At 63.1% G+C, this 22,818-nt stretch carries 17 protein-coding genes; 7 read left to right on the top strand and 10 right to left on the bottom strand.

The features are described from left to right. Positions 1–71: 71 nt before the first annotated feature. The gene (locus DSC91_RS04700) at positions 72–614 is read right to left on the bottom strand and encodes a hypothetical protein (RefSeq protein WP_115777056.1); all 543 of its coding nucleotides are present in this window, start codon (positions 612–614) and stop codon (positions 72–74) included. 86 nt (positions 615–700) lie between these two features. Beyond that, positions 701–2,044 carry an MFS transporter gene (locus DSC91_RS04695; protein WP_115777055.1) on the bottom strand — a complete coding sequence of 448 codons (1,344 nt, stop codon included), beginning with the start codon at positions 2,042–2,044 and terminating at the stop codon, positions 701–703. 725 nt (positions 2,045–2,769) lie between these two features. Between DSC91_RS04695 and DSC91_RS04685 the strand changes: the two genes are divergently transcribed. Further along, positions 2,770–4,017, top strand: coding sequence for a LysR family transcriptional regulator (locus tag DSC91_RS04685; RefSeq protein WP_115777054.1), 1,248 nt, complete (start codon positions 2,770–2,772; stop codon positions 4,015–4,017). A 356-nt stretch (positions 4,018–4,373) separates the two neighbouring features. Here DSC91_RS04685 and DSC91_RS04680 read toward each other — a convergent pair whose 3' ends face one another. From DSC91_RS04680 to DSC91_RS04655, 6 genes are all read right to left on the bottom strand, one after another. Continuing rightward, complete coding sequence (locus tag DSC91_RS04680) at positions 4,374–5,999, bottom strand: methyl-accepting chemotaxis protein (protein ID WP_115777053.1); 1,626 nt, start codon at positions 5,997–5,999, stop codon at positions 4,374–4,376. Between the two features lie 109 nt (positions 6,000–6,108). Further along, positions 6,109–7,236: a porin gene (locus DSC91_RS04675; RefSeq protein WP_115777052.1), complete on the bottom strand. Its 1,128-nt coding sequence runs from the start codon at positions 7,234–7,236 to the stop codon at positions 6,109–6,111. Between the two features lie 424 nt (positions 7,237–7,660). After that, positions 7,661–8,674, bottom strand: coding sequence for an ABC transporter substrate-binding protein (locus DSC91_RS04670; RefSeq protein WP_115777051.1), 1,014 nt, complete (start codon positions 8,672–8,674; stop codon positions 7,661–7,663). A 481-nt stretch (positions 8,675–9,155) separates the two neighbouring features. Further along, positions 9,156–9,899, bottom strand: coding sequence for an acetoacetyl-CoA reductase (gene phbB / locus DSC91_RS04665; protein ID WP_115777050.1), 744 nt, complete (start codon positions 9,897–9,899; stop codon positions 9,156–9,158). Positions 9,900–10,051: 152 nt separating this feature from the next. Next, on the bottom strand, positions 10,052–10,627 hold the full coding sequence (locus DSC91_RS04660) for a phasin family protein (RefSeq protein ID WP_115777049.1): 576 nt from the start codon (positions 10,625–10,627) through the stop codon (positions 10,052–10,054). Positions 10,628–10,737: 110 nt separating this feature from the next. Continuing rightward, positions 10,738–10,935 carry a hypothetical protein gene (locus DSC91_RS04655; protein WP_115777048.1) on the bottom strand — a complete coding sequence of 66 codons (198 nt, stop codon included), beginning with the start codon at positions 10,933–10,935 and terminating at the stop codon, positions 10,738–10,740. A gap of 912 nt (positions 10,936–11,847) precedes the next feature. Between DSC91_RS04655 and DSC91_RS04645 the strand changes: the two genes are divergently transcribed. Then, positions 11,848–12,444 (top strand): putative pterin-binding protein, encoded by a 597-nt coding sequence (locus tag DSC91_RS04645; protein ID WP_115777046.1) that lies wholly within the window; start codon positions 11,848–11,850, stop codon positions 12,442–12,444. Positions 12,445–12,609: 165 nt separating this feature from the next. On the opposite strand, the gene DSC91_RS04635 is transcribed toward DSC91_RS04645, so the two are convergent. Then, positions 12,610–14,781, bottom strand: a complete 2,172-nt coding sequence (locus DSC91_RS04635) for a tetratricopeptide repeat protein (protein ID WP_115777044.1) — start codon at positions 14,779–14,781, stop codon at positions 12,610–12,612. A gap of 276 nt (positions 14,782–15,057) precedes the next feature. Here DSC91_RS04635 and DSC91_RS04630 point away from each other — a divergent pair, with 276 nt between their 5' ends. From DSC91_RS04630 to DSC91_RS04610, 5 genes are all read left to right on the top strand, one after another. After that, the gene (locus DSC91_RS04630; protein WP_115779691.1) at positions 15,058–15,459 is read left to right on the top strand and encodes a DUF2946 domain-containing protein; all 402 of its coding nucleotides are present in this window, start codon (positions 15,058–15,060) and stop codon (positions 15,457–15,459) included. 83 nt (positions 15,460–15,542) lie between these two features. Then, positions 15,543–18,035: a TonB-dependent receptor gene (locus DSC91_RS04625; protein WP_229758289.1), complete on the top strand. Its 2,493-nt coding sequence runs from the start codon at positions 15,543–15,545 to the stop codon at positions 18,033–18,035. Between the two features lie 170 nt (positions 18,036–18,205). Continuing rightward, complete coding sequence (locus tag DSC91_RS04620; protein ID WP_115777043.1) at positions 18,206–19,744, top strand: PepSY-associated TM helix domain-containing protein; 1,539 nt, start codon at positions 18,206–18,208, stop codon at positions 19,742–19,744. 277 nt (positions 19,745–20,021) lie between these two features. After that, positions 20,022–20,792, top strand: a complete 771-nt coding sequence (locus tag DSC91_RS04615) for a DeoR/GlpR family DNA-binding transcription regulator (protein ID WP_229758288.1) — start codon at positions 20,022–20,024, stop codon at positions 20,790–20,792. Next, positions 20,789–21,967 carry an MFS transporter gene (locus tag DSC91_RS04610; protein WP_115777041.1) on the top strand — a complete coding sequence of 393 codons (1,179 nt, stop codon included), beginning with the start codon at positions 20,789–20,791 and terminating at the stop codon, positions 21,965–21,967. Before DSC91_RS04615 ends, DSC91_RS04610 begins: the two co-directional genes overlap by 4 nt. Here the strand turns inward: DSC91_RS04610 and DSC91_RS04605 are convergent. Continuing rightward, on the bottom strand, positions 21,890–22,783 hold the full coding sequence (locus tag DSC91_RS04605) for a sterol desaturase family protein (protein ID WP_115779689.1): 894 nt from the start codon (positions 22,781–22,783) through the stop codon (positions 21,890–21,892). The two genes, DSC91_RS04610 and DSC91_RS04605, sit on opposite strands and share 78 nt — an antisense overlap. Positions 22,784–22,818: the final 35 nt, after the last annotated feature.

Below are 22,818 nucleotides of genomic sequence, written 5' to 3'. Positions count from 1 at the left end.
TCTCCAAATCATACGTGTTGTAGAAATTATCTTGTTCGGCATGCGGCTCGATGTCCCCCAGACACCTGGCGCTATTGCCCCTGCGGCTGCAGCATTCGCTTCACCGTCAAGGCCAGCGGAACGGTAAAGAAGAGATGGGACATGAAGCCGCCGATGATCACAGCCGGGTCGTAATAGTTCGGATGGCTATCGGAGGCGATCATGATGGCCACATGCATCACGATCCACGCGAAAACCGCGTAAAACAGCGCCACGAAAGTGGCTTCGTATCCGCGCCGGCGAAAGTAAGGCCAGATTGCGGCGAACAGAATGCCCCACGCCGACGCGAACACGAAGTGAATGCCCGTGCCGACGATGTAAGCCCACACGCCGATCGATTCCTGCACCTGTTTGCCGAACACGAGTCCCGTCGCGTTGCGTGGAATGCCCGCCAACGGCATCAGGTGCTGCGCGCCCACCCAGATGAGCGCTTCGTAAATCCAGATGATCACCGCGCCGATCAATCCGCCGGTCAGGCCCGCGCGGATCATCGCCGCGCGGTTTGGCCATGCCGTCGCATTCGCCGTCACGGTCTTGTTGAGTCCACTGCCGCTCACGCTGAAATCGCCGCTCATGTCTGCTCTCCTTCAACTACATCAAGTAAGGGATGCCGTGCTTCGCAACAGCCCGCGCCTTCATGCGCGGGTCGCTGCGAACCTGTTCAGGCGTCGGCCACGGGACTGGTAATGAAGCGCAGCGCGAGACGATTCATGACGATTGCCGCGGCAGCGATCAGCGCAGGCACGGCGAGCACCGCGAATACCGTTCCGAAACTGAATCCCAGCGACAGCAGCGCACCACCCACGAGCGAGCCCAGAATGCCGCCAAGCCGGCCGAACCCGAGCATCCAGCTCACGCCGGTTGCACGGGCACGTGTCGGATAGCAGGACGGTGCAAGCGCATTGAGGCCGGTCTGCGCGCCGCTCATGAAAAAGCCGGCACAGGTGACGAGAACCGGCAGCAGGTTCGACTTGAGCGTGCCCATGCCCAGCGCGAAGATGAACACGCCGCCGAGCAGATACGCCGCACCGATCACCGCATTGCGATCCATGCGGTCCATCGCGAAGCCGACCGCAACGGCGCCCACGGTGCCGCCCAACTGGAACATGCCGGTGATCGCGGCGGCACGCTCGACCGGCAAACCGGCGTCCTTGATCAAGGTCGGCAGCCAGCCAGTGAGCAGATAGATGATCAGCAGGCCCATGAAGTACGTGAGCCATAGCATCAAGGTGCTGAATGCGTAGCCGTCCGCGAACAGCATGCGCACGGGCGCCTTCGCCGCGACCACGGGTTCGGGCGCGGTGAAGCGCGCGTCATTGCCGAAGACATGTCCGCAGACGCGGCCGAGCGTTGCAGCAATGCGCTCGGTCGGCATTTTGCGCACCAGCATCAGACGCGCGGACTCAGGCAGCAGCCACAGCAGCAGGGGAATACTGAGGAGCGGCAAGATGCCGCCGAACATGAACACCGCACGCCAGCCGAAGTGCGGAATCAGCGAAGCCGCCACGAATCCGCCCGCCCCCGAACCGAAGTTGAAGCCGGTGAACATGATCGTGAGCAGCAGCGAGCGGCTGCGCGACGGTACGTACTCGGAGAGCAGCGTGGTCGAGTTCGGCATCGCGGCGCCGAGACCCAGGCCCGTCAGAAAGCGCAGTGCGACAAGTTCCACCGGTGAGTCGGCGAACGCGCAGGTCAGGCTGAAGAAGCCGAAGCACAACACGGAGGCAACCAGCACTTTCTTGCGCCCGATGCGATCGGCAATCGGCCCTGCGGCCAGCGCGCCGATCGCGAGGCCCACCATCGCGGCGCTCATCACCGGACCGAAGGCGGCCCGGCTGACATTCCAGTCATGCATGATGACGGGCGCGACAAAGCCCATCACGGCAGTGTCCAGGCCGTCCATCATGACGATCAGAAAACATAGAACGAGGACCAGCCATTGGTAGCCCGACATCTTGCGTGCGTCGATAAACGCCTTGATGTCGACCGAGTCTGCAGATTTCATGCGTGTCTCCGAAGAAAACAGTTGCCCGCCCCGGCGCTCTGTCAAAGCCGGGGTCTTCTTGGTATTGAAAAGAAAAGCCGCTAAACAGGATGCGGCGCAGAGTCGGGCCGCCTTACACGGCTTCCGGCACCCCGCGCGTTTTCAGAAACGCCTCGAGTGTTTCACCCCGCATGCCGGCGTACATGCCCAGGTTCGTAAGTCAGATCGAACGATCGTAGGCACATGCAACGTGCCGATTCCACCCATGATCCTTGCCATATCCCGTTGTCTTCCGTTGCTTCGTGCCGCGCGCCAACCCGCGCCAATCGGATGGGGCGCCGCTACCGGAGCGGCAGCCATTGCAACCATCTTGAGGTGCAACCATAAGGATCATGCAGGCTTGCCGAAAGTACGGGTAAACCACATTCGCACCGGTTAAATTGCTCGCAAGCGGCCTGGCCGCTCGTGGCGGGACCGCGGGAAAGCACGGGAAACCCCACTGGATATAGGGTTTGGGGCATCCCGGATGAACGTCTTTCGGCCTGGCCGCCTAGCCTGCCTACCCGCATTCGATAAACAAAACAGATGCCCGGGAAACCAAGTCGCAAGCCGCCTGCCAGGCGTGGTACGAGACTTGATGCATGGCTATACTTGATGGCCTCGACTGAGTAGAGACCCATGAATCAGATCACCCAGCACACGATCGCGTACGCGTCGGACCTCCGCCAGCCAGAGCGCCGCCGTCCGTGAGCAGCAAGGAACTCCTCAACCTGGCGCAATTGCGCGCATTTCGACTCGTTGCCGACATGGGCAGCGCAACGCGTGCGGCAGCGGCGCTGTTTCGGGCCCAGTCGGCGGTGACGCGGTCGGTGCAGGAACTCGAGTCGGCGCTCGGCGAGCCGCTCTTCGATCGCGGTCCCTCAGGCATGCTCCCGACACCCGTCGGCCGGGCCGTGCTGCAGCGTTGCGAGCGCATCTTCGCCGAGCTGGAAGAGCTCGCGCAGTGGTGCTCGGCGAGGCAGGCACGCCGGCGCCCAACCGCGGAAGGCGCACTGCCGGCCTATCTGCTCAACACCCGGCGGCTTCAGCTTTTCATCGCCTTGGCGCGGCATCGGCATATGCCGAGCGCGGCGAAGACCTTCGGCATCAGTCAGCCGGCCGTGAGCACCGCGATTCGCGTGCTGGAAAGCGGCTCCGGTTTGAGCCTGTTCCATCGCAGCCCGCGCGGAATCCTGCTCACCACGGAAGGCGAAACGTTTCTGCTTCACGTGCGTCGCGCTTTGAACGAATTGCGGCATGTGCCCGACGATATCGCCGCCTTGCACGGCAAGATCCAGGGGGCGGTGACGGTGGGCGCATTGCCGCTCGGGCGCACGCTGCTCCTGCCCAAGGCCATCGCGCGGATGACCACGCAGCATCCGGGCGTGCGCGTCATCACGGACGAAAGCGCCTACGAGGCGCTGGTCGCCGGTCTGCGCGCGGGCGACATCGACTTCATTCTCGGCGCGCTGCGCGATAACGACGCCAGCAGCGGTCTGAAGAACGAGCGCCTGATGTCGGAAGACATGGTGATTCTGGTGCGGCGCGACCACGCGCTCACTCGTGCGCGCGATCTGACCATCATGGATCTGCGCGACGCACAGTGGATCGTGCCGCGCAGCAATGCGCCGGCTCGCGGCCTGTTCGAAGCGCAATTCAGGCGAATGAAAGTGAAGCCGCCCATGCCCACGGTCGAGACAGCCGACCTTGCGGTGATTCGTGGGCTGCTGCTCGGCACGGACATGGTCGCGGCGCTATCGGGCCAGCAACTGCACTACGAAGTTCAATCCGGTCAACTGGCGGTGCTCGATGTGCCGTTGCACAACACCCGGCGCGACATTGGCCTGACCATGCGGGCCGTCGGCACGCCCTCACCTGCGGCGCGCGCATTGATCGACGCGATCCGGCTGTCGGTTGTCGATGTCACGCGCACAATCAGCATCGCAGCGAGTTAGTCGCTGCGTGCGTGGTCCTTCAAACTGGAGTTCGTACGGCTCATTCGGTGCGATGCGGGACATCGTCCGGGAAAGGATAGGGGGCGTAAGGCCCTGGCCATTCCGCCGCCGGCGGACCGCGTAGCGCGTCGCATCCGGCGAGACCCGCGAGCAAGCTGGACGTAAGGAGCGCGACGCAAATGGCGACGCCCATCAACCGGACTGCTGCTCGACCGTTCATCGCACACCTCCTCGCATCTGCCGCATGCCCTACTTCTTGGACTGCCAATCGGCGTGGCGGGTTGCACCGGGGCGGCATGCCGTGCCGTGAGGCATGAGGCTTTCAGTCGGACCGCATCCGGTGCGGCTGGATATCGTCATGCGCCCGCCGTCGACAACGCGGCTGTGCTCCAGCTCTGCTCGCTGGTTTCCCCGGCAGACGGCCTGTCTGTTTCACGCAGTCGGAACACCGCCACCGCATCGACGAGCGCGCGCGCCTGATCTTCCAGCGACGCCGCCGCAGCGGCGGCTTGCTCGACCAGCGCGGCGTTCTGTTGCGTCGCGTTGTCCATCTGCGTCATCGCGGCATTGATCTGATCAATACCGCGCGACTGCCCTTCGGAGGCGGCGCTGATCTCGCTGACGATGCCGGTCACGTTGCGGGCCGCCGTGACGATTTCGGCCATTGTTTCGCCCGCGCGGGTCGCCAGTTCGGCGCCGTTCCTGACCTTCGCCACCGAATCGCCGATCAGTTCCCTGATCTCCTTCGCAGCGGCCGCCGAACGTTGCGCGAGCGCGCGCACTTCGCCCGCAACCACCGCGAATCCGCGTCCCTCCTCGCCGGCGCGCGCAGCTTCGACAGCCGCATTCAAGGCGAGTATGTTGGTCTGGAACGCGATGCCCTCGATCGCGCCGATGATATCGACGATTCTCGTCGAACTCGACGACATGTCCGCGATCAGGTCGACAACCTGGCCCACCACGTCGCCGCCGCGCACCGCGATCTCCGACGCGTTTTCCGCGAGCGCGCTGGCTTGCCGCGCACTATCGGCATTTTGCCGGACCGTCGCCGTCAATTCTTCCATGCTCGATGCGGTCTGCTCCAGCGTCGCCGCCTGCAGCTCGGTTCGCGTCGACAGGTCGGCATTGCCGCTTGCGATCTCGCCCACGCCGTCCGTGATCGCCGCCGTGCCCTGGCGCACCTGACTCACGGCGGCCACGAGGCCCGCCTGCATCCGTCCGAGTGCGCTCATCAAGCGACCCATCTCGTTGACGCGCAGGGTTGCGATCTCACCTGCCAGATCGCCCGCGGCAATGCGCTCGAAATGGCGAATGGCGGCATCGATAGGCCGCACGATCGAATTCGTCAGCGCAGATCGCGCAAAGAGGCCGAGGATCATGGCGGCGGACCCGATCGCGCCGAACAGCCAGAGCAGCGTATGAAAACGCTGTTGCGCCGATGCAAAGCGCGCTTGTTGCTGCTCTGCCTGAAAATCCTCGAGTGCGAGCGCGGCGTTCCGGTAATCACTGAACAGGGTGTCGGGCGCCTGCCGCTCCGTCGTCCGGAACGACATGAAATCGTTCTGGTCGAGCGCCGCGATTTCGGGGGCCAGCGCCTGTTTCATCAATAGCTCGCGCTTCGCGCGCAGCGCGTCGGTCAGCTTCCGCTCAACCTCGTTCGAAGGCGCTTGCGCGGCATAGGCCGCCAACTCGCGATCGCTAGCCGTCTGTTCGGCATGCACTCGCGCGAGCACCGCATCCGTCGGCTTTCCCTGCGCGACCAGCGTCTCATACGCACCGAGATCGACCCGCACCTGCAGAAGCGCTTCGCTGCTGGCGCCAAGGTGTCGCAGCGCCGCCGTCTCTTCGCTGTACATCCTGTCGAGCGCCGTGTTGGCCGTTTCCAGGCCCGCGATCGACGTTGCGATCACAAGCAGCAACGCGGCGGTGTAGCCGGCGATCGTGACGGTCAGAGCGGTCCGGATCGTGGTATTTCTGAACATGGTTGTCTTCCTCAACCCGCTGGGCAGAAAAAAAGCGGCGAGCGGAAAAGTCCGCCGCCGCTAGTAGGAGCACATCGATGAATGATTCAGCGCGCTTCCGATTACCGGATCAGAAGCGGGTGCGCACGCCCGTGGTCAGTTCGAGCTGGTTGGTCGCGCCGAAGGTGGAGCCGACGGTGTAGCCGCCATGCAGCCTCATGTAGTCGCCGGCCAGATACACTTCAGTACGCTTGGACAGGTGATAGAACGCCGACCAGTACAGCGTTTCCTTGTAACCGTTGTGGAGGCCCGAGGTCGGATCGAACGCGCCGATGTTGGCGTTCGGGATATCGCCGTCGCCGTTGTAAGCGACGTTCTTCACGCGCATCTGCTGATAGCCGAGTTCGTAGTCGAACGGCCCCTTCGGCGAGACCTTGAGCGACACGGTAAAGGCATTGTCCTGACGCTGACCGAGCGCGCCCTGATTGCCCAGGTAACGGAAGTAACCCGCATTGGCGCGCAGAATACCGAACGTGTAGTTGCCGCCCACCGAGAACGACTGGTTCGTGAAGCCAACGCGATTCACGTGGCTATAGAAGCCCGACACGTTGAACGGCCCGCCGTTGTACCCGAGCGCTGCCTGGTAGTTGGAGTTGGAGCCAAAACTCGTCGAGTTGCCGAACGCGTAGCCCGCGCTGGCGAAAATGCCGTTGTCGAACAGTTTCTTCCACGCCACGCCATTGTTATAACGTGTGCCGGTCGCGCTGGCCGCGTAGAAAATCATCTGCTTGAAGTTGTTCGAATTGGTCCAGCCGCCCTCTTCCGTCGTCAGGCGCGCGGAGCCGTACGGGTCGCCATAGATCGTCGATGCGTCGCGTGCGATCGTGTTCTGGAACCCTGCGGTGATCTTGCCGAACGTGTCGTTCTCGATGCCCACCCATGCATCACGGTCGAAGATCTGGCCCGGATCTTCCATCTGGCCGTTGGCGACCACGAATTCGCTCTCGAGCCGGAAAATGATCTTCGAGCCTCCGCCGATATCTTCCGCACCCTTCAGGCCCCAGCGGCTGCCGCTGAACCACGGTTCGCCGTCGTTGCCCATGCCGATCACGTGATTGCCGTTCGCATCCGCGTGCGTCCGGTAGGTCGGCACGCTCAGGTCCATCAGGCCGTACAGCTGAACACTCGATTGGGCATGCGCGCCGGTCGCTGCAAAGGCGCTTGCCGTCACGGCCAAAGCCAGATACTTTTTCTTCAAGATCGTCTCCTCAGATTACAACATTAAAATTTTCGTTCTCTCCGACTGCAGTGGCTGCCGCCCAGAGATCCGGACAACGGCCCCGATCAGCCGATAAGCGCAATCCTAGTTTTCTCAATCCTTCACGTGGCTTTCCCGTATCACGTGCACAACTAAGTGAATTCACTGATATACGTGGCAAAATCGTCGTTCGCTGCGCGGTAGCGTTGCTGCCTGCGATATAGCCGGCCTTCGTCAGCGCGGCAGGCCATCCGGAGAAAACAGCGGCGTGGCATCGAGTCGAACTCGATCACCGGAGCGTCTTTGGAAACAACGTGATTCATCAGGTTTATCCATGCAAGTCGCCGGTACCGCGGAGGCGGCACCGGCATTGCAACGAAATCACACTGCAAAAGACGGGCTGCAGCAACGGTCAAGCGCCGGCTTATTTCGAACCGGTGAACTCGTTGGTGTAGGTTTTCGACAGCTCGACATGCTTGCCTTTGACCGACGGGTTGAACGCCGACAGCACTTTCAGCACGGTCTCGGGACCGTCGGCAGGCATCTTGCCGTCCTTCGTAAACATGGGCAGGGACGCTTTCAACGCGCTTACGTAAAGCGGCTTGTCTTTCTGATAGTCGTCAGGCATCTTCGCTGCAATTTCTTCCGCGCTATGCGTATGGATGAATTGCATCGTGCGGACAAACGCGTGCGCAAGCTTTGCTGCTTCCGCCTTGTGGGAATCGGCCCATGCCGCCTGGACATAGAGGCTCGACGCCGGGTAAGTGCCGCCCAACGCCGCCTTCGTGCCTTCCACGGAACGCATGTCGACGAGCACCTTCGCGTCGCCGGACTTCTGCAATGCCGAGACGGTCGGCTCGGTCGTCATGCCGGCGTCGATGCGGCCTTGTTTGATCGCCGCGATGAAGCTGGCGTCGGCGCCCACCGGCAGCATCGTGTATTCCGTGGACTGGATGCCGTGCTGTCCGGCGAGGTATTGCGTCAGGAAGCTTGTTGAAGAACCGAGGCCCGTCACGCCAAGCGTCTTGCCCTTCACGTCCGCCATCGATTTGACTGTTTCGGCCGCTTTGGTCGAGACCATTTCGACCTCGCCCGGCACTTGCCCGAACACGACGATGGCCTTGACGTCCTTGCCCTTGGTTTGCAGATCTATCGTATGGTCGTAGAAACCGACGACGGCCTGAACGGCGCCCGCCAGCAGTTCGTTTTCAGCGTCGACGCCGGCGGGCTGCGACAGAAGTTCGACATCGAGTCCTTCATCCTTGAAATAACCGAGCTGTTCGGTCAGGCGCGCCGGCAAATAGATCAGCTTCGTGATACCGCCGACCATGATCGTGATCTTCTCGCCGCCGGCGGCCGTCGCGTGTTGCGACGCAAGACTGAACAGCAGGCCGGAAGCAACGGCGATATGGCGCAGTGTGCGAAAACCAGGGGTCATCGATCGTCTCCGTTATTGTGTGGGGCGGCGGAATGCCGCCCGTCTGCATCGATGGGCCGATTCTAGGAGAGCGAATCCTTCTCTCGGCTTACACGGAGACCCAGGATCCGTACGGGATTTCCATGAGAAGCGAGCGAAAAAAAAGCCAAGGCGGTGAAACCTTGGCTTGGAGAATTCTGCTGGTCCAGACGTCCGGCAGAAACCAGAGGTGCCTACTGCGCCTTGGAACGCAGCAGCCCTCAACGTATCGCAACAACAGCCTCAACAGCCTCGCGAGCGCGCCAACTCAATGCCGGACGTTTCTCCAGTGCGGCCAGTAGTGGCGATGATCCAGGTGTCTAAGCCGCTTTCGGCGCATCTGCTCCCGGTAATAGTGAACGGCGACGAACACAGGTGCTATTGCCAGCACGAACGAACCCATCACGATTCCCACAGCTTCACTCATCGCGACCTCCATTGCTGAATTTGCGAACGACCCGCTTCACTGCAGGTGCTGGCCCCCGTTGATTGCAATGTTGGCGCCGGTCACGAAGCCCGCCTCGCGCGAACATAGATAGAGCACGAGCGCGGCGACTTCGTCAGGCTGCCCGAGCCGGCCGACCGGAATCTGCGGAATGATCTTCGTCTCGCGGATGTCCTCGGGCACCGCCATCACCATCTTCGTCGCGATATAACCGGGCGAGATCGTGTTGACGGTGACGCCTTTCTTCGCCACCTCGAGCGCCAGCGATTTCGTGAAACCGTGCATGCCGGCCTTTGCCGCCGCATAGCTGGTCTGGCCGAACCCGCCCTTGGAACCGATGATCGACGACACGTTGACGATGCGGCCCCAGCCACGCTCGACCATGCTGTCGCACACCGGCTTCGTCATGTTGAACACCGAATCGAGGTTGGTGCGGATGACCGCGTCCCAATTGACCTTGTCCAGTTTTTTGAAGCTGGCGTCGCGCGTGATGCCGGCGTTGTTGATCAGGATGTCGACCGGTCCGACCTCCGCTCTGATTTGCGCCACGCATCGTTCACACGAGTCGTAGTCGGCGACGTCGACCGTGTAGGCGCGGAATTGCCGTCCCTGCGCTTCCATTCGGGCGAGCCACTCGTTCGCACCGGTGTTGCCCGGCGAACAGGTGACCACGACTGCATACCCGGCGTCATGCAGCTTGATGCTGATCGCCTCACCCAGTCCGCCCATGCCACCCGTTACCACCGCGATCTGCTTTGCCATCGAATCGTCCTCACAAAAGCTGGCGTGATGCTCGCCTGGAGCAACACTTTCAGTCCATGAATTGGACACGGTAACCGCGGATTCCTTCTCCATCAGGAATCCTTGATATATGACAGAGAATCTCACCACGGGCATTGCTGCCCGCGCCAGCTCTACCGCTTCGCGCCCGCCGCAGCGGCAGCGGAAGCCTGCCCGCCATTGCCTCGCACGGTCTTTGACGCAGTGGCTGCGACCACATCGAGATTGCTCCCGGCAAACTGCACGGCCTGTTGCCCCGTTTTCTGCAGCGTTTCGTACAGGGTCGTGGTGGCGGCAATCGCGGACTTCCACGCTGCGATCGCGGCTTCAGAGCCCGTGGGCGCATGCTTCGCCGTTTCCTCGACGAGTGCCTGCACGCGATCGTTGTACCGCTCGTAGTGCGTCAGGGCGAGTTGCGTGACTTCAGCCTGAGTGGACGATGCGATCTCGAACACTTGCCGGCCGTATGACAGCGATTTTTCCGCGAACGGTCCGGCGAAACCGGCTTGCAGCGCGAACCATTGCGGCGGCTCTGTCGTGCCGGACGCTTTCGCCAGGTTCTCCTGCACCTCGGCCAGCGTGGCTTTGACAACCTGCAGGTTCAGCGCAGCCAGCTTTTCGACGCCTTCAAAGATCTTTCCGGCGAGGCCGAAGAACGCGTCGACGTTGGCTTTCTCGGCAGCAATCTGCTCGGGACTCAATAGAGTCATTGTGGGATTCCTCAAAAGTCTTGTCCGGTACGCAAAGCCCCGATATCGAACGGGCGTACTGCGGCGGATCGCGATGGTGAATAAATCGAAGCAGGTACCGCAGCAGATGCCTAGCGCAGCCGGGCAACCGCCTTGAGAATGGAATCGCCTTCGCTTGTGATCTGGGCGCGTGAGCGTCCTGACGCAAGGTTTTCCAGTGATATGAGTTGCCGCTCGAGCAGGGCGTCGAGCTCGGCGCGGCCCAGTTCAATCTGATCCGGCGCGTTCTTGATGAGCATTAAGGTAGCGAATTCATGGGGACTCAGCATATCGTCTCCTCGATTTAGTCTATCTGCGCGGAAGTATTAATTACCCCCTCCAGCGTCAATGCCCGGCAAATATTCCTGCCGCCTCCACAAAGCGATCGTTCGAGAAATCGCATCGGGAGACGTCATCATAACTGTTAAATCTTCAAATGCAATATGCGGGATGCGTTTTATCCAGGCCGACATTTTGTCTGCTGAATATCGTTTTGTCTGCTGAATGCTTTTTGCATCGTATGGCCATGCATGGCCACTCCCGCGACACCCCTGCCAGGCCTGCGAATGGCTGCCCTGGCATGGCCGGTGAGTGGATCCGGCCAGCGCCACCTATGCCTGCATCAACGGCTTGCTTAACGGCTTCAATGCATTTTGATTTGATTGGGTCAATTTATATTTGAATATTGTATTTATAGACCATCGATCTATGCCGGGCATCGGTGCGTATACTACGACATTGAGAAATATTTATTACAGCATACATCGGCTTTCCGAATAGTCAGCATTTCGATCAGTGCAAAGATGTCTGGCTCATTTATCGGATTGATCTCCGCAATCCGCAATACCACTAGACACGCCTAAAGCGGGGCAGCCGATTCGTGTAAGACCGGCTTAGGTGAGCTCGGGTCCGTGTCTGCCACACCGTCGAAGGAATGCCGACTACGCCGTCGACCAGCCGCCTCGCCGTGCGCAACAGCGCGGCGCTCGGCACTTCAGGCCGCTGCGGGCTTCCGCCGGGCGCGAGCGCCAGGGAGGTCGCGTCGACGGTGCTCGGGAAGCACCTGAAGGAGCGCGCAAGGACATCTAATATTCTTATCGCGCTGCATCGGCTCGGCGTCGGCCCGACACTTTTCTGCCAGAATGGAGGGCGCGAAGATCCCCCCACATCCGCCCGTCTCATGAATCCAGGAGCAGAAGCAAATGGATAAGCGTCAGTTTCTAGCCAGCGCGGCCGTGCTCGGCGCCACCGCGGCTCCTGCGTTCGCCAGCAAGCGTGCCGGCAGTGCAGCGTGCGCCGCATCCCCCGTTGTCCTAACCATTGCGGGCGCCATCAAGCGCAGCAATCGCGGCGCGCTCGATCCGGCGTTCGATCAGTTGCTGGCCAAGCATCAGGTGAAATTTTCGCAGGCATACGGGGTCGATCTTCCGTTGATCGCCAGCATGCCGGTTGTGACGATCAAGCCCACCATCGAATACGACGCCCGGCCGCATACCCTGAGCGGCCCGTTGCTCGGCGATCTGCTCGCACACGTCGGTGCGCCGGCTGCCGGGAGCACCCAGATTGTCATGCGCGCGGTCGACGGCTACGCCGTCATGACGACGCTCGACAAAGTGCACGACTACCGCATGATCGTGGCGACACACATGGACGGCAAGCCGCTACCCCTCGGCGGGTTGGGACCGCTATGGGCCGTCTACGATCCCGACCGCATCCCCGAACTGGCGAGCAAACCGCTCAAGGATCGCTTCGTGTTGTCGCCGTGGGGTTTGTATCAGATGCAGGTAACCGAGGCGTAATAGCCGTGCGCTCGGGCATCGGCCAACCCATGTTGGAGTGGGCGATCGCAGCGTGCCCGCCACGCGGCGGCGCGCTCGTGCAACTCACCACCGGCAAGGGCCGCGGGGATGCGCAGCGGTTCGATGAAAAACGCGGCTTCGTCGCGAGTCACGAGAGCAACAGGATCATTTTCTGGTGCTGCGGCGCTCGCTAGTGGTCTCTACGGCGAATCGCTCCACACACGCCTGCCTCACTCTCTCGACCGTCACGGACCAGCTTTCGCCCATCGCCCGGCGGAACAGCCGCAGCGTGTGCGGATACCACGGCGAGTCGCTGCGCTCGTGCATCCAGCGCCAGTCGATGTCTTTTTCCGGCAGCATCACCCAGCACGGTTTGCCGAGCGACGCGGCCAGATGCGCCATTGACGTATCCACGCAGATCACCAGATCGAGCTGCGCGATGATCGCGGCGCTGTCGGCGAAATCGTTCACCGTCGAGCCGAGTTCGAGCAGCGGTTGACCGGCGGGCGGATGTTGCGCCTCATCCTCCCCCTGGCCTTTTTGCAGACTCACGAAGTTCAGGCCCGGCACGCTCCAGAGCGGCGCAAGCGTGGCCAGCGTGGGGATCGACCGGTTCGCATCGTTATGGTGTTTCGCATTGCCTTTCCAGACCAGCCCGATCTTGCGGCCGGCGGGCAGGGTCTCGAGCATCGGCCGCCACTTATCGACGAGCGACGGCTCGGCCGCGAGACGAACTGCGCGCGGAATCGTGTCCACCGTGGTGCGCAAGTGCAGCGGCGCGCTCAACAGACTTGTCCAGCAGTCGTAGGTGGATGCGGCTACGCCGGTCAATGCCGTATCGTGATCGAGCACGGCATCGACGCCGTCCACGGAAGCCATCAGCCGGTGCAAGGCAGGCACGCACGCGAAGGCGATATGCGTGGCCCCTTGCGCCTTGAGCAAGGCGAAATAGCGGCTGAATTGGACCATGTCGCCGAGTCCGTCCTCCTGCCAGACCAGCAAGGACTTGCCGGCGAGCGTGCCGCCTTGCCATTGCGGACAGCTCAGCATGGCGCGCGTTTTCTGATGCACGAAGCCCGGCTGTTCATAGCGGCACTCGTACAACCGCCAGCCCTCGTCGAAGCGGCCCATGCCGAGCATCAGCACGGCCAGACCGAATCTGGCGTCGCCGTAATCGGGCCGCAGGGCGAGCGCCCGAAGGTAAGCGGCTTCGGCTTCCGGCAGCCGCTTGAGTTGCGCCAGGGCGGCCCCGACGTTGTAGTGGGCCTCGGCCAGATCGGGACAAAGCGCGAGCGCCTGGGCGAAGGCATCGACGGCTTCAGGCAAACGGTCGAGCAGGCGAAGCACGCAGCCGAGATTGTTGTGCGCGTGAACGATGTCGGGCCGAAAGCGAATCGCCTCGCGGTAAGCCATTTCGGCCTCGGGCAGACGCTCGAGGCTGGACAGCGCGAGGCCGAGGTTGTAGTGCGCCTGAGCATAGTCCGGGCGATGCAGGATGGCCTCCCGGTACGCCGCTTCCGCCTCGGGCAGCCGCTGGAGCTCCGCCAGCACCGCACCGAGGTTGAGATGCGCCTCCGCGTAATCCGGGCGAATGGCCAGCGCGAGCCGGCAAGCCAGCTCGGCCTCGGGCAGGCGATGCGTCGCCTTCAGCACGCCGCCGAGGTTATTGAGCGCCTCGGGATACTGCGGCTTGATGGTCAGCGCCTGCCGGTATGCGGTGTCCGCATCGGCAACGCGGCCGAGTTCCATGAGCACGTTGCCCAGGTTGTTATGCGCCTCGGCATGCTCGGGCAGCCCGATCAGCGCCTCGCGATAGGCCGCTTCCGCCTCATGCAGGCGGCGCAGCTCGTGCAATACGATGGCGCGGTTGTAGTGCGCCTCCGCGTAGTCGGAGCGGATCGCGACCGCCTGACCATACGACGCCTCCGCCTCGTCCTTGTAGCCCATTCCGTAGAGCACGGTGCCGAGATTGTTGTGCGCGTCGGCGTGGCTGGGGCACAGCGCGACCAGTTGCCGGTAAACCGCCTTGGCCGCCGACAGGCGCCCATGCGATTTGAGCAGCATGCCGAGACTGCTGTACACCTCGGCGTAATCGGGTTTTGCGCGCAGACACTGGCGCCAGTAGGTTTCCGCGTCGGACACGCTGCCCATGCCGTACCAACAGGCGCCCGCAATGTTCAACGCGTCGGCCCGCGCGTCTTCCGCCACCCCGGCGCGCGGTTCGAGGACCGGCTGAACCAGCGACCATGCATCGGCGAATTGCCCGCTTTTGCAAAGCAATGCCGCCTGCTGGTTGATGTCGGTTATCGAGGGGGCGCGCGTCTGCGGGGCGGTCATGAGTCGTGGTAGCTGGGGTCGGCGGCGCTCAGGCCAGGTCAATCGAATGTTTCGCACCCGGTCCGGCGTTTTCGCGACGCTGCGCATCCGCGCAGAGGGGTCGACGCGCCGACAAGGAAAGCGGGACATTTACCACACAGCTTACGGGAAACGGCAAGGCTGTAACGCCCCGAAATGAGCGGGTTTCGGCCTTCTGATCGAATGCTATAGACGGAATCACACGAGAAACGGGTGCGCGGCGATGCTAGAATCGCCCGCTTCTTTACCTTCACCACCATGACTCCACGCTCCCGTAACCGCATGACCGCATGGCTTGGCCTGATCGCCATGTGGCTCGTCGTGTTCGCGCCGATCGTGAGTCAGATGCTGGTATCGAGCCGCGCGCACGAGCCCTTCGCGGCGCTCTGTTCTGCGCTCCAGCCGCCTGGCCAGAGCCTCGCGAGCCAATCCACGCAGGGTAGCCCCGCACCCGTCCATCTCAGCCACGACGACGCCTTCGGCGCATGCGGCTACTGCCATCTGCTCCAGCATCACGTGGCCATGCCGAGCGTCGCGGCCATCGAACCGCCGGCCGCGCTCGTGCTTGCCGGCACGGTGCCGCCCGCCCTCTCCACCCGCTTCACGCCGCTCGGCGCATTTCCGTCCGGACGCCCAAGAGGCCCGCCCGCCGTTTCCTGATCGCTGTTGTTCCTGATCGCGCATCTAGCCGCACCCGTCGAGGGGGCGCGCGATCGCCTGTTCAATGCATCAAGGAAACATTCATGTTCAACTTCGCCTTGCGAAGGCTGCCCTTTTGCGCCCGCGACGGCGCCCGGCGCATTCGATCCGGCCGGCGGCCGCTGCCGTATTTTCCGGCGCGCTTCTCTGTGCGCTTCTCTGCCCACTTCTCTGCCCACTTCTCTGCCCGCTTCTCTGCGTGCTTCTCTGAGTATTTCCCCGCACGTCTCCCGACGCCTCTCCCGACGCACCTCCAGTCGTATTTTTCCGCGTTGATTCCGGCGCTCGTGCCGGCATTCGTCGCCTCCCCGGCGCACGCGGACAGCGCGCCCGCCGACGCCACGTTGCCTGCGGTCAGCGCCAACGCCGTCGCCACCCCGCGCGCCGTCGACCCTAACCTGCCGGCCTCGGTCGAGACCGTGACGCGCGACCAGTTCGACAACTGGAACGTCGTCAACACCGAAGACGTGTTGAAGTACATGCCGAACCTTGCCGTGCGCAAGCGCTTTATCGGCGATCTGAATTCGATCATCGCCGTGCGCGGCACCAGCAACACGCAAAGCGCGCGCGGTCTCGTCTACGCGGACGGCCTGCTGCTCAGCAATCTGCTCGGCAGCAGCTATTCGTTTCCGCCGCGCTGGTCGATGGTGTTTCCCGATGAGATCCAGCAAGTCGACGTGATCTACGGGCCGTTTTCCGCGCTCTATCCCGGCAATTCGCTCGGCGCCACGGTGCTCGTCAGCACGCGCATGCCGAAGAAGTTCGAAGCCGACGCGGACGTCAAAGCCTTCACCCAGCATTTCAGCCTGTTCGGTGTGAACCGGAATTTCAACGGCACCGAGGCGAGCGCGTCGATTGGCGACCGGATCGGCAAGCTCTCGTATTTTCTGGGCGTGAATCACCTTGAAAACACGAGCCAGCCGCTGCAATTCGCCACGCTGGCCAAGTCGGGCACGCCCGCGAAAGCCGGCGACACGCCGGTGACCGGCGCGACCTTCTACAACAACCAGACCAGCACGCCGACCGCGGTGCTCGGCGTAAACGGCGAAGGAATCGAGCACACGGTGCAGGACCAGTTCAAGCTGAAAATGCAGTACGACTTCACGCCGACACTGCAGGCCGCCTTTACGCTCGGCTACTGGCACCAGACCTACAACAGCGACACGTCGAGCTTCCTGCGCGATGCGAACGGCAACCCGGTATACAGCGGCAAGGTTGCAATCGGCGGCTACGAGTACACGATTCCGGCTGCCGCCTTCGCCCCGAGTCTCGGCCACAGCGAGAACTGGCTATACGGGCTCACGCTGAAAACCCGCCATGCCACCGGCTGGAACGGCGAAGCGATCGCCTCTTACTACGACGTCGGCAATAGCGTGGCGCGCACCGCAAGTTCGGGTGCGCCGGGCAACGGTCCCGGCACGGTGATCTTCGGCGACGGCACCGGCTGGAAAACGCTCGATCTGCGCACCACCTACACCCCCGTCGCGCCGCAGGCGGGATTGGCGAATCACGCGCTGAGCTTCGGCTATCGCTACGACAACTATTTCCTCGACAACCAGAGCTACAACACGCTGAACTGGCGCGACGGCGCGGCCACGTCGTTTGCCAATTCGTTCGTCGGCAAGACGCAGACGCAGGCGCTGTATGCGCAGGATGCATGGCGCTTTCTGCCGCGCTGGAAATTGGTCTACGGCGTACGGTACGAAGACTGGCAAGCCTATGACGGCTCGCAGACGCTGCCCGGCAAAGCCTTCCCGTACAGCAACGCGAACCAGCATCATGTCTCGCCGAAAGCCTCGTTGTCGTTCGATGTCACCGACGATCTGAGCTTGCGCGCGTCCATTGGCCGCGCCTACCGGTTTCCGACCGTGGGCGAGATGTTCCAGGGGCAAATCAACGGCTCGTCGATCATCAACAACAACCCGAATCTGAAACCCGAAGACGATCTCTCGAAAGAGCTGACCGCCGAATGGGCGCACTGGAACGGCGTGTTCCGCTTCTCGCTGTTTCAGGACGACGTGAAGAACACGATCTTCAGCCAGACCGATACGACCGTGATCCCAAATGTGACGAACTTCCAGAACATCGGCAAGGTGCGCTCGCGCGGTGTCGAAACGAGCTACTCGGGGCAGGACGTGTTCATACGCGGCCTGGATCTGCTGGCGAGCGTGGCGCACACGCAGTCGAAGATCATCGCGAACGCGCAGAACCCGGCGACCGTCGGCAAATACTTCTATCGGATTCCGCTGTGGCGCGCGAATCTCGCCGCGACGTATCGCTTCGACGAACGCGCGGCGCTCACGCTTGCCGCGCGCTACTCCGGCCGCCAATACAACACGCTCACCAATACCGACACGAATCCCGACGTATTCGGCGGCACCAGTTCATACACCGTGGCCGACGCGAAGTTCACGTTCAGGCCGACCAGGCTGAGTGAGGTCGGCATCGGCGTCGACAACCTGTTCGACGCGCGCTATTTCGTCTATCACCCGTATCCGGGCCGCACGTTCTACGTCGAAGCGAAGTTACGCATGTGAACACGCGATTGGTACACGCCGTTTGTACTCACCATGTACTCGCCATGTACTCGTCCTGCATTCGATGGTCTCGATGCGAATCGATGTACCCGATGCACTCGCGAGTGGCAAACCGGCGCGTGCCTCGCTGCGCAAACCGATCGACTCACTATTTGCTTCAGGAGGATCGAATGTCCACCACCACCGCTCAACGCGCGAGCTCGGCAACCGGCACGGCAAACGCCGGCTACCGAACGCTCTGGCGCTGGCACTTCTATGCGGGTCTCTTTGTGATGCCGTTTCTGATCGTGCTCGCGATCACCGGCACGCTGTATTGCTTCCAGCCGCAAATCGAGCCGCTGCTTTACCCGCACCGTCTGATCGTCGAACCGCAAGCCACGCCCAGGCTGACTGAAGACGCATTGCTCGCCAAAGCCCGCGCGGCGATGCCGGCCGATGCGCGCGCGGTGACCGCGCCCATCGCTCGCGCACCGGATCGCAGTACCGAGTTCATCTTTCGCCTCGCCGATGGCGAAAAGCAAAGCGTCTATCTGAATCCATACAGCGGCGAAGTTCTGGGCACGTTAAGCGTCGAGCGCCGCTTCATGCAGGTGGACCGCATGCTTCACCGCAAGCTGCTGCTCGGCAAGCCAGGCGAATTGCTGATGGAACTGGCCGCGTGCTGGACGCTGGTGATGATCGGCACCGGCGTCGCGCTCTGGTGGCCGCGCGAAAAAACCACCGCACGCGCGGCGCTGGTGCCACGTTTCTCGCTACAAGGCCGCGCGCTCTGGAAGAACCTCCATGCCGTGATGGGCATCTGGCTCGCGCTCGGTGCGCTCGTTTTCGTGCTGAGCGGCCTGCCGTGGACGGGTTCATGGGGTAAGCAGTTCAAGGCGCTCGCGAGCGCCGCCAATCTTGGTGCGCCGCCGGGTTCGTGGGGTGGTCTGCCGTTACGCTCGACCCTTCCGGGCATCCGCGCCGATAAGCACGCGGGCACGGTAGATGCAGCCGCCGAGACGCAATCGGCTCAAGGCGCACACGCTTCAGCCAATGAAGCATCGGCCAAGGAACACGACGCGCACCCGCCGAGCATGGACTCGATGCCGGGCATGGTGATGGACGACCTGCCGTTGCCGCTCACGCCATGGGCCGTCGGCAACACGCCCGTGCCGCAATCCGCCGACGCACACGCAGCACACGCGCTGCCGCTCGGACGCATCGTTGCGCTGGTCGCCTCGCTCGGCGTCCCGAACGGCTACGACATCGTGCTGCCCACCTCCGCCACGGGCGTCTACACCGTCTCTTACTTTCCCGCCGACCCGCGAGACGAGCGCACGCTGTACATCGACCAATACAGCGGCACGGTGCTGAAAGACATTCGTTACGGCGACTACGGCGCGGTGTCGAAGGCCGTGTCGTACGGCACATCGTTGCATATGGGCCGCTATTTCGGCGTCGCCAATCAGATCCTCTGCGCCGTGATGTCGCTTGGGCTCGCGGGAATGGCCGTGACCGGCTGCGTGATGTGGTGGAAGCGGTGGTGGAAAGATCGGCCACGGCGCTCGCTCGGCGCACCGTCGCGCGAACGTGCCGCACCGCCCATGCGTGGCTGGAAAACCGGCCTCGTTCTGCTCGGCCTCGTCTTTCCATTGATGGGCGCCACGCTGCTCGCGGTGTGGCTTGCCGACCGCACGATTGTTGGCCGCGCCACGCGGCAGGCTGTTTAAAGCCTCATCCCCACTGACAAAACCAGGGAGCCCACCATGAAGACGTCACGCAAACTTCTCCTCGTCGCCTTGTTGTGCGGTTCCTCCATTCAGGTGTTCGCGGGCGGCGCGGCAACCATGAGGGTCCGGATGCCGGCCAAAAGACGGTGAAACGCGTTCGGCCGCCCCGTCCCATGTGCCATTTGCACCACTCGCTCGTTTACGATATATTTTGCTCGATTATGATCGATTTGCAATCAGGCAAGGTGGAGCCATGCAACGAACGCGACAGGATGCAATGGACGGGCTTCTGCCCGAAGAACGGGAGCGGCTGATTCTGGAACGGCTGCGGGCGCAGGGTCGCGTATTGGCGTCCGAACTCGCGGCTGAATTTCAGACTTCCGAGCACACGGTCCGCCGTCATCTGCGCGAGCTCGCCGAGCAGGGCCATTGCAAACGTGTCTACGGCGGTGCGCTGCTGATCTCGCCCTCCGGCAAAAGCGCGCAGGTCCGCATGAGCGAAGCGGTGGACCGCAAGGCCCGTCTTGCCGCCGCCGCTGCGTCCATCGTCCGGCCGAAGCAGATTGTTTTGCTGGACACCGGGTCGACCAATGTCGCCATCGCCGCGGCGCTGCCGGACAACGCGGATCTCACCGTCGTCACGAACTCGCCGGAGTTGTGCGCACGCCTCATCGACCGGCCGGGCTTCGAGATCATCCTCATCGGCGGGCGCATCGCCCGGAGCGCGGCCGGCGCCACCGGCGCCACCGCCTTGCTGCAGATCCAGCAGATCAAGGCCGATCTTTGTTTCCTCGGCGCGTGCGCGTTCGATCCCGATGAAGGACTGGCCGCGTTCGACACCGAAGAGGCCGAACTCAAACGGGCGATGCTGAAGGCAAGCAGCCAGGTGGCCGTCGCCATGACGTCGGAAAAGCTGATGACCGCCGCGCCGTATTGCGTTGCGCCGGCGCGCGCCGTGGACTATCTGTTCGTCGAAGCGGACGTGACGGCCGAGCGGCGCGCCCTGCTCGAAGCGGTCTGCGACAACGTGAGGGTGGCGCGCTCATGAAGGCACTCGCTAATCCGCTCAATACGCCGCTCGTAAAACCAGTCAAGGAGCGTGTGGCCACCCTCGGTGTGTTTCTCGCCAACGGATTCGGAATCGGCGCCTGGGCGGTCGAAGTGCCGCGCATCAAGGAGAGCCTGTCGCTCAGCGACACCTCGCTGGGCATCGCGTTGTTCGCCTTTGCGCTGGGCGCGATCGTGGCAATGCCGCTGGCGGGACAGTTGGCGCCGCGCTTCGGCAGCGGCCGGGCCACGGCGCTGCTCGGCGCCGCATTTGTCGTCACGCTGCCGCTGCCCGCGTTTGCGCCGAATCTGGCGACGCTGTGCCTCGTGCTCCTCGCCCTCGGCGCGGCGAACGGCGCGCTCGACGTCTCGATGAACGGGCACGCCAGCACGATCGAAACACAGTGGAAGTCGCCGATCATGTCCTCGTTTCACGCGGCGTGGAGTGCGGGCGGCCTGCTCGGCGCGGCGACGGGCGCCATGCTCCAGAAAGACGGCGTCGGCGTGATCGGCGGTCTCGCACTGCCGAACCTGCTCATCGCCGTGCTCATGGCTGCCGCCGCGCTGCTGGCGTTGCGCGATCTCGGTCCGCGCGCGGCCGCGTCCTCCGGCGGCTTCGCGTTGCCCAACGCCAAAGTGATGAAACTCGCCCTGCTCGCGTTCCTTTGCATGCTGGTGGAAGGCGCGGTGGCGGACTGGAGCGCGGTGTATTTGCGCGCTACCTTGAGCGAAGCGGCGAGCGTCGCGGCGGTCGGCTACTCCGCGTTTGCGTTCTCGATGGCGGCGTGCCGCATCGTCGGCGATGTGTCCGTGCGGCGCTTCGGTTCGAGCACGGTGGTCGGCTTCGGCGGCCTGCTGGCGGCAGCCGGACTCGCGCTGGTGTTGAGCCTGCCGACCGTGCTCACAGCTTGCGTGGGCTTTGCGATGGTCGGCGTCGGCCTCGCGAATATCGTCCCGGTCATTTTCAGCGCGGCAGGCCGCTCGACCGTGACGCCGGCTGTCGGGGTTTCGATGGCGGCCACGGCGGGCTATGCCGGCTTCCTGGTCGGCCCGCCGCTGATCGGGCTCGGCGCGGGTTGGCTCGGCTTGCGCGTGGCGCTAGGCGTGCTCGTCGTGGCCACCATGATCGTCTGTCTGACGGGCGGCCAGGCGGTGCGCCGGGCGAGCCTCACCTAGAAGACGCCCGGCTTGCGAGCGCAGCGGCCAGCTCAGCGCACCCAGCAGCGAATGCGGTTGCGCGCCGTCGTCCAGACCGGTGGCCGGCCACTCGTGCTTCGCCGGCACCCATAGCGTACCGAACAGGTGATCCCACAGCGGCAGCAGCTGCGTAAAGTTGCGGTCAAAATGCTCGGCGCGGTTCGAGTGATGCAAGCGGTGGAATTGCGGATTGTTGACCCACGTCGTGAAGCGGCCGAAGTCGATGCGCAGGTTCATGTGCGCGAAGTAATTGCCGAACATGAAAATGATCGAGGTCACGGCGACGATCCACGGTTCGACCTTGAACAGCACGCCCACCACCGGATAAAGCAGGCAGCCCTTGATGAGCACCTCGAACCAGTGATGCCGCAACGTCACCGTGACGTTGAACTCGGCGGCGCTATGGTGCAGCGAATGCAGCTTCCACAGCACGGGCCACGCATGCTGCAGACGGTGAAATACATATTCGAGCAGATCGAACGTCAATAGCACGATCACGATGGACGCCAACGCTCCCCACCCCGACGAGGCCAGCACGACCCGGCCGCCGCCGAGCGCATTGACGATCGCGACGCTGGCCATCGCCGTCAGCGGTCGCACGGCTTCGAAGAGCGCCAGATACAGCGCCGCGTAGACGACGTTAAAGCGCATCCCTGCGCGCGATTGCAACAAGTCGGCCGGCCAGCGCCGCTCCAGTGTCACGCCCGCGGCCATCATCGTCAGTACGAGCGCGTAGCTACCCAGCCAGTGGGTCGCATGGTGCAGCAGTTCGGCAAGCGGGCCCGACACAAACATGTGATTCCCCGGAAAATACGGCGCGCGCAATCGCC

This window comes from Paraburkholderia caffeinilytica, assembly GCF_003368325.1.
Taxonomy (GTDB): domain Bacteria; phylum Pseudomonadota; class Gammaproteobacteria; order Burkholderiales; family Burkholderiaceae; genus Paraburkholderia; species Paraburkholderia caffeinilytica.
This window is presented reverse-complemented; position numbering and strand designations above follow the sequence as displayed.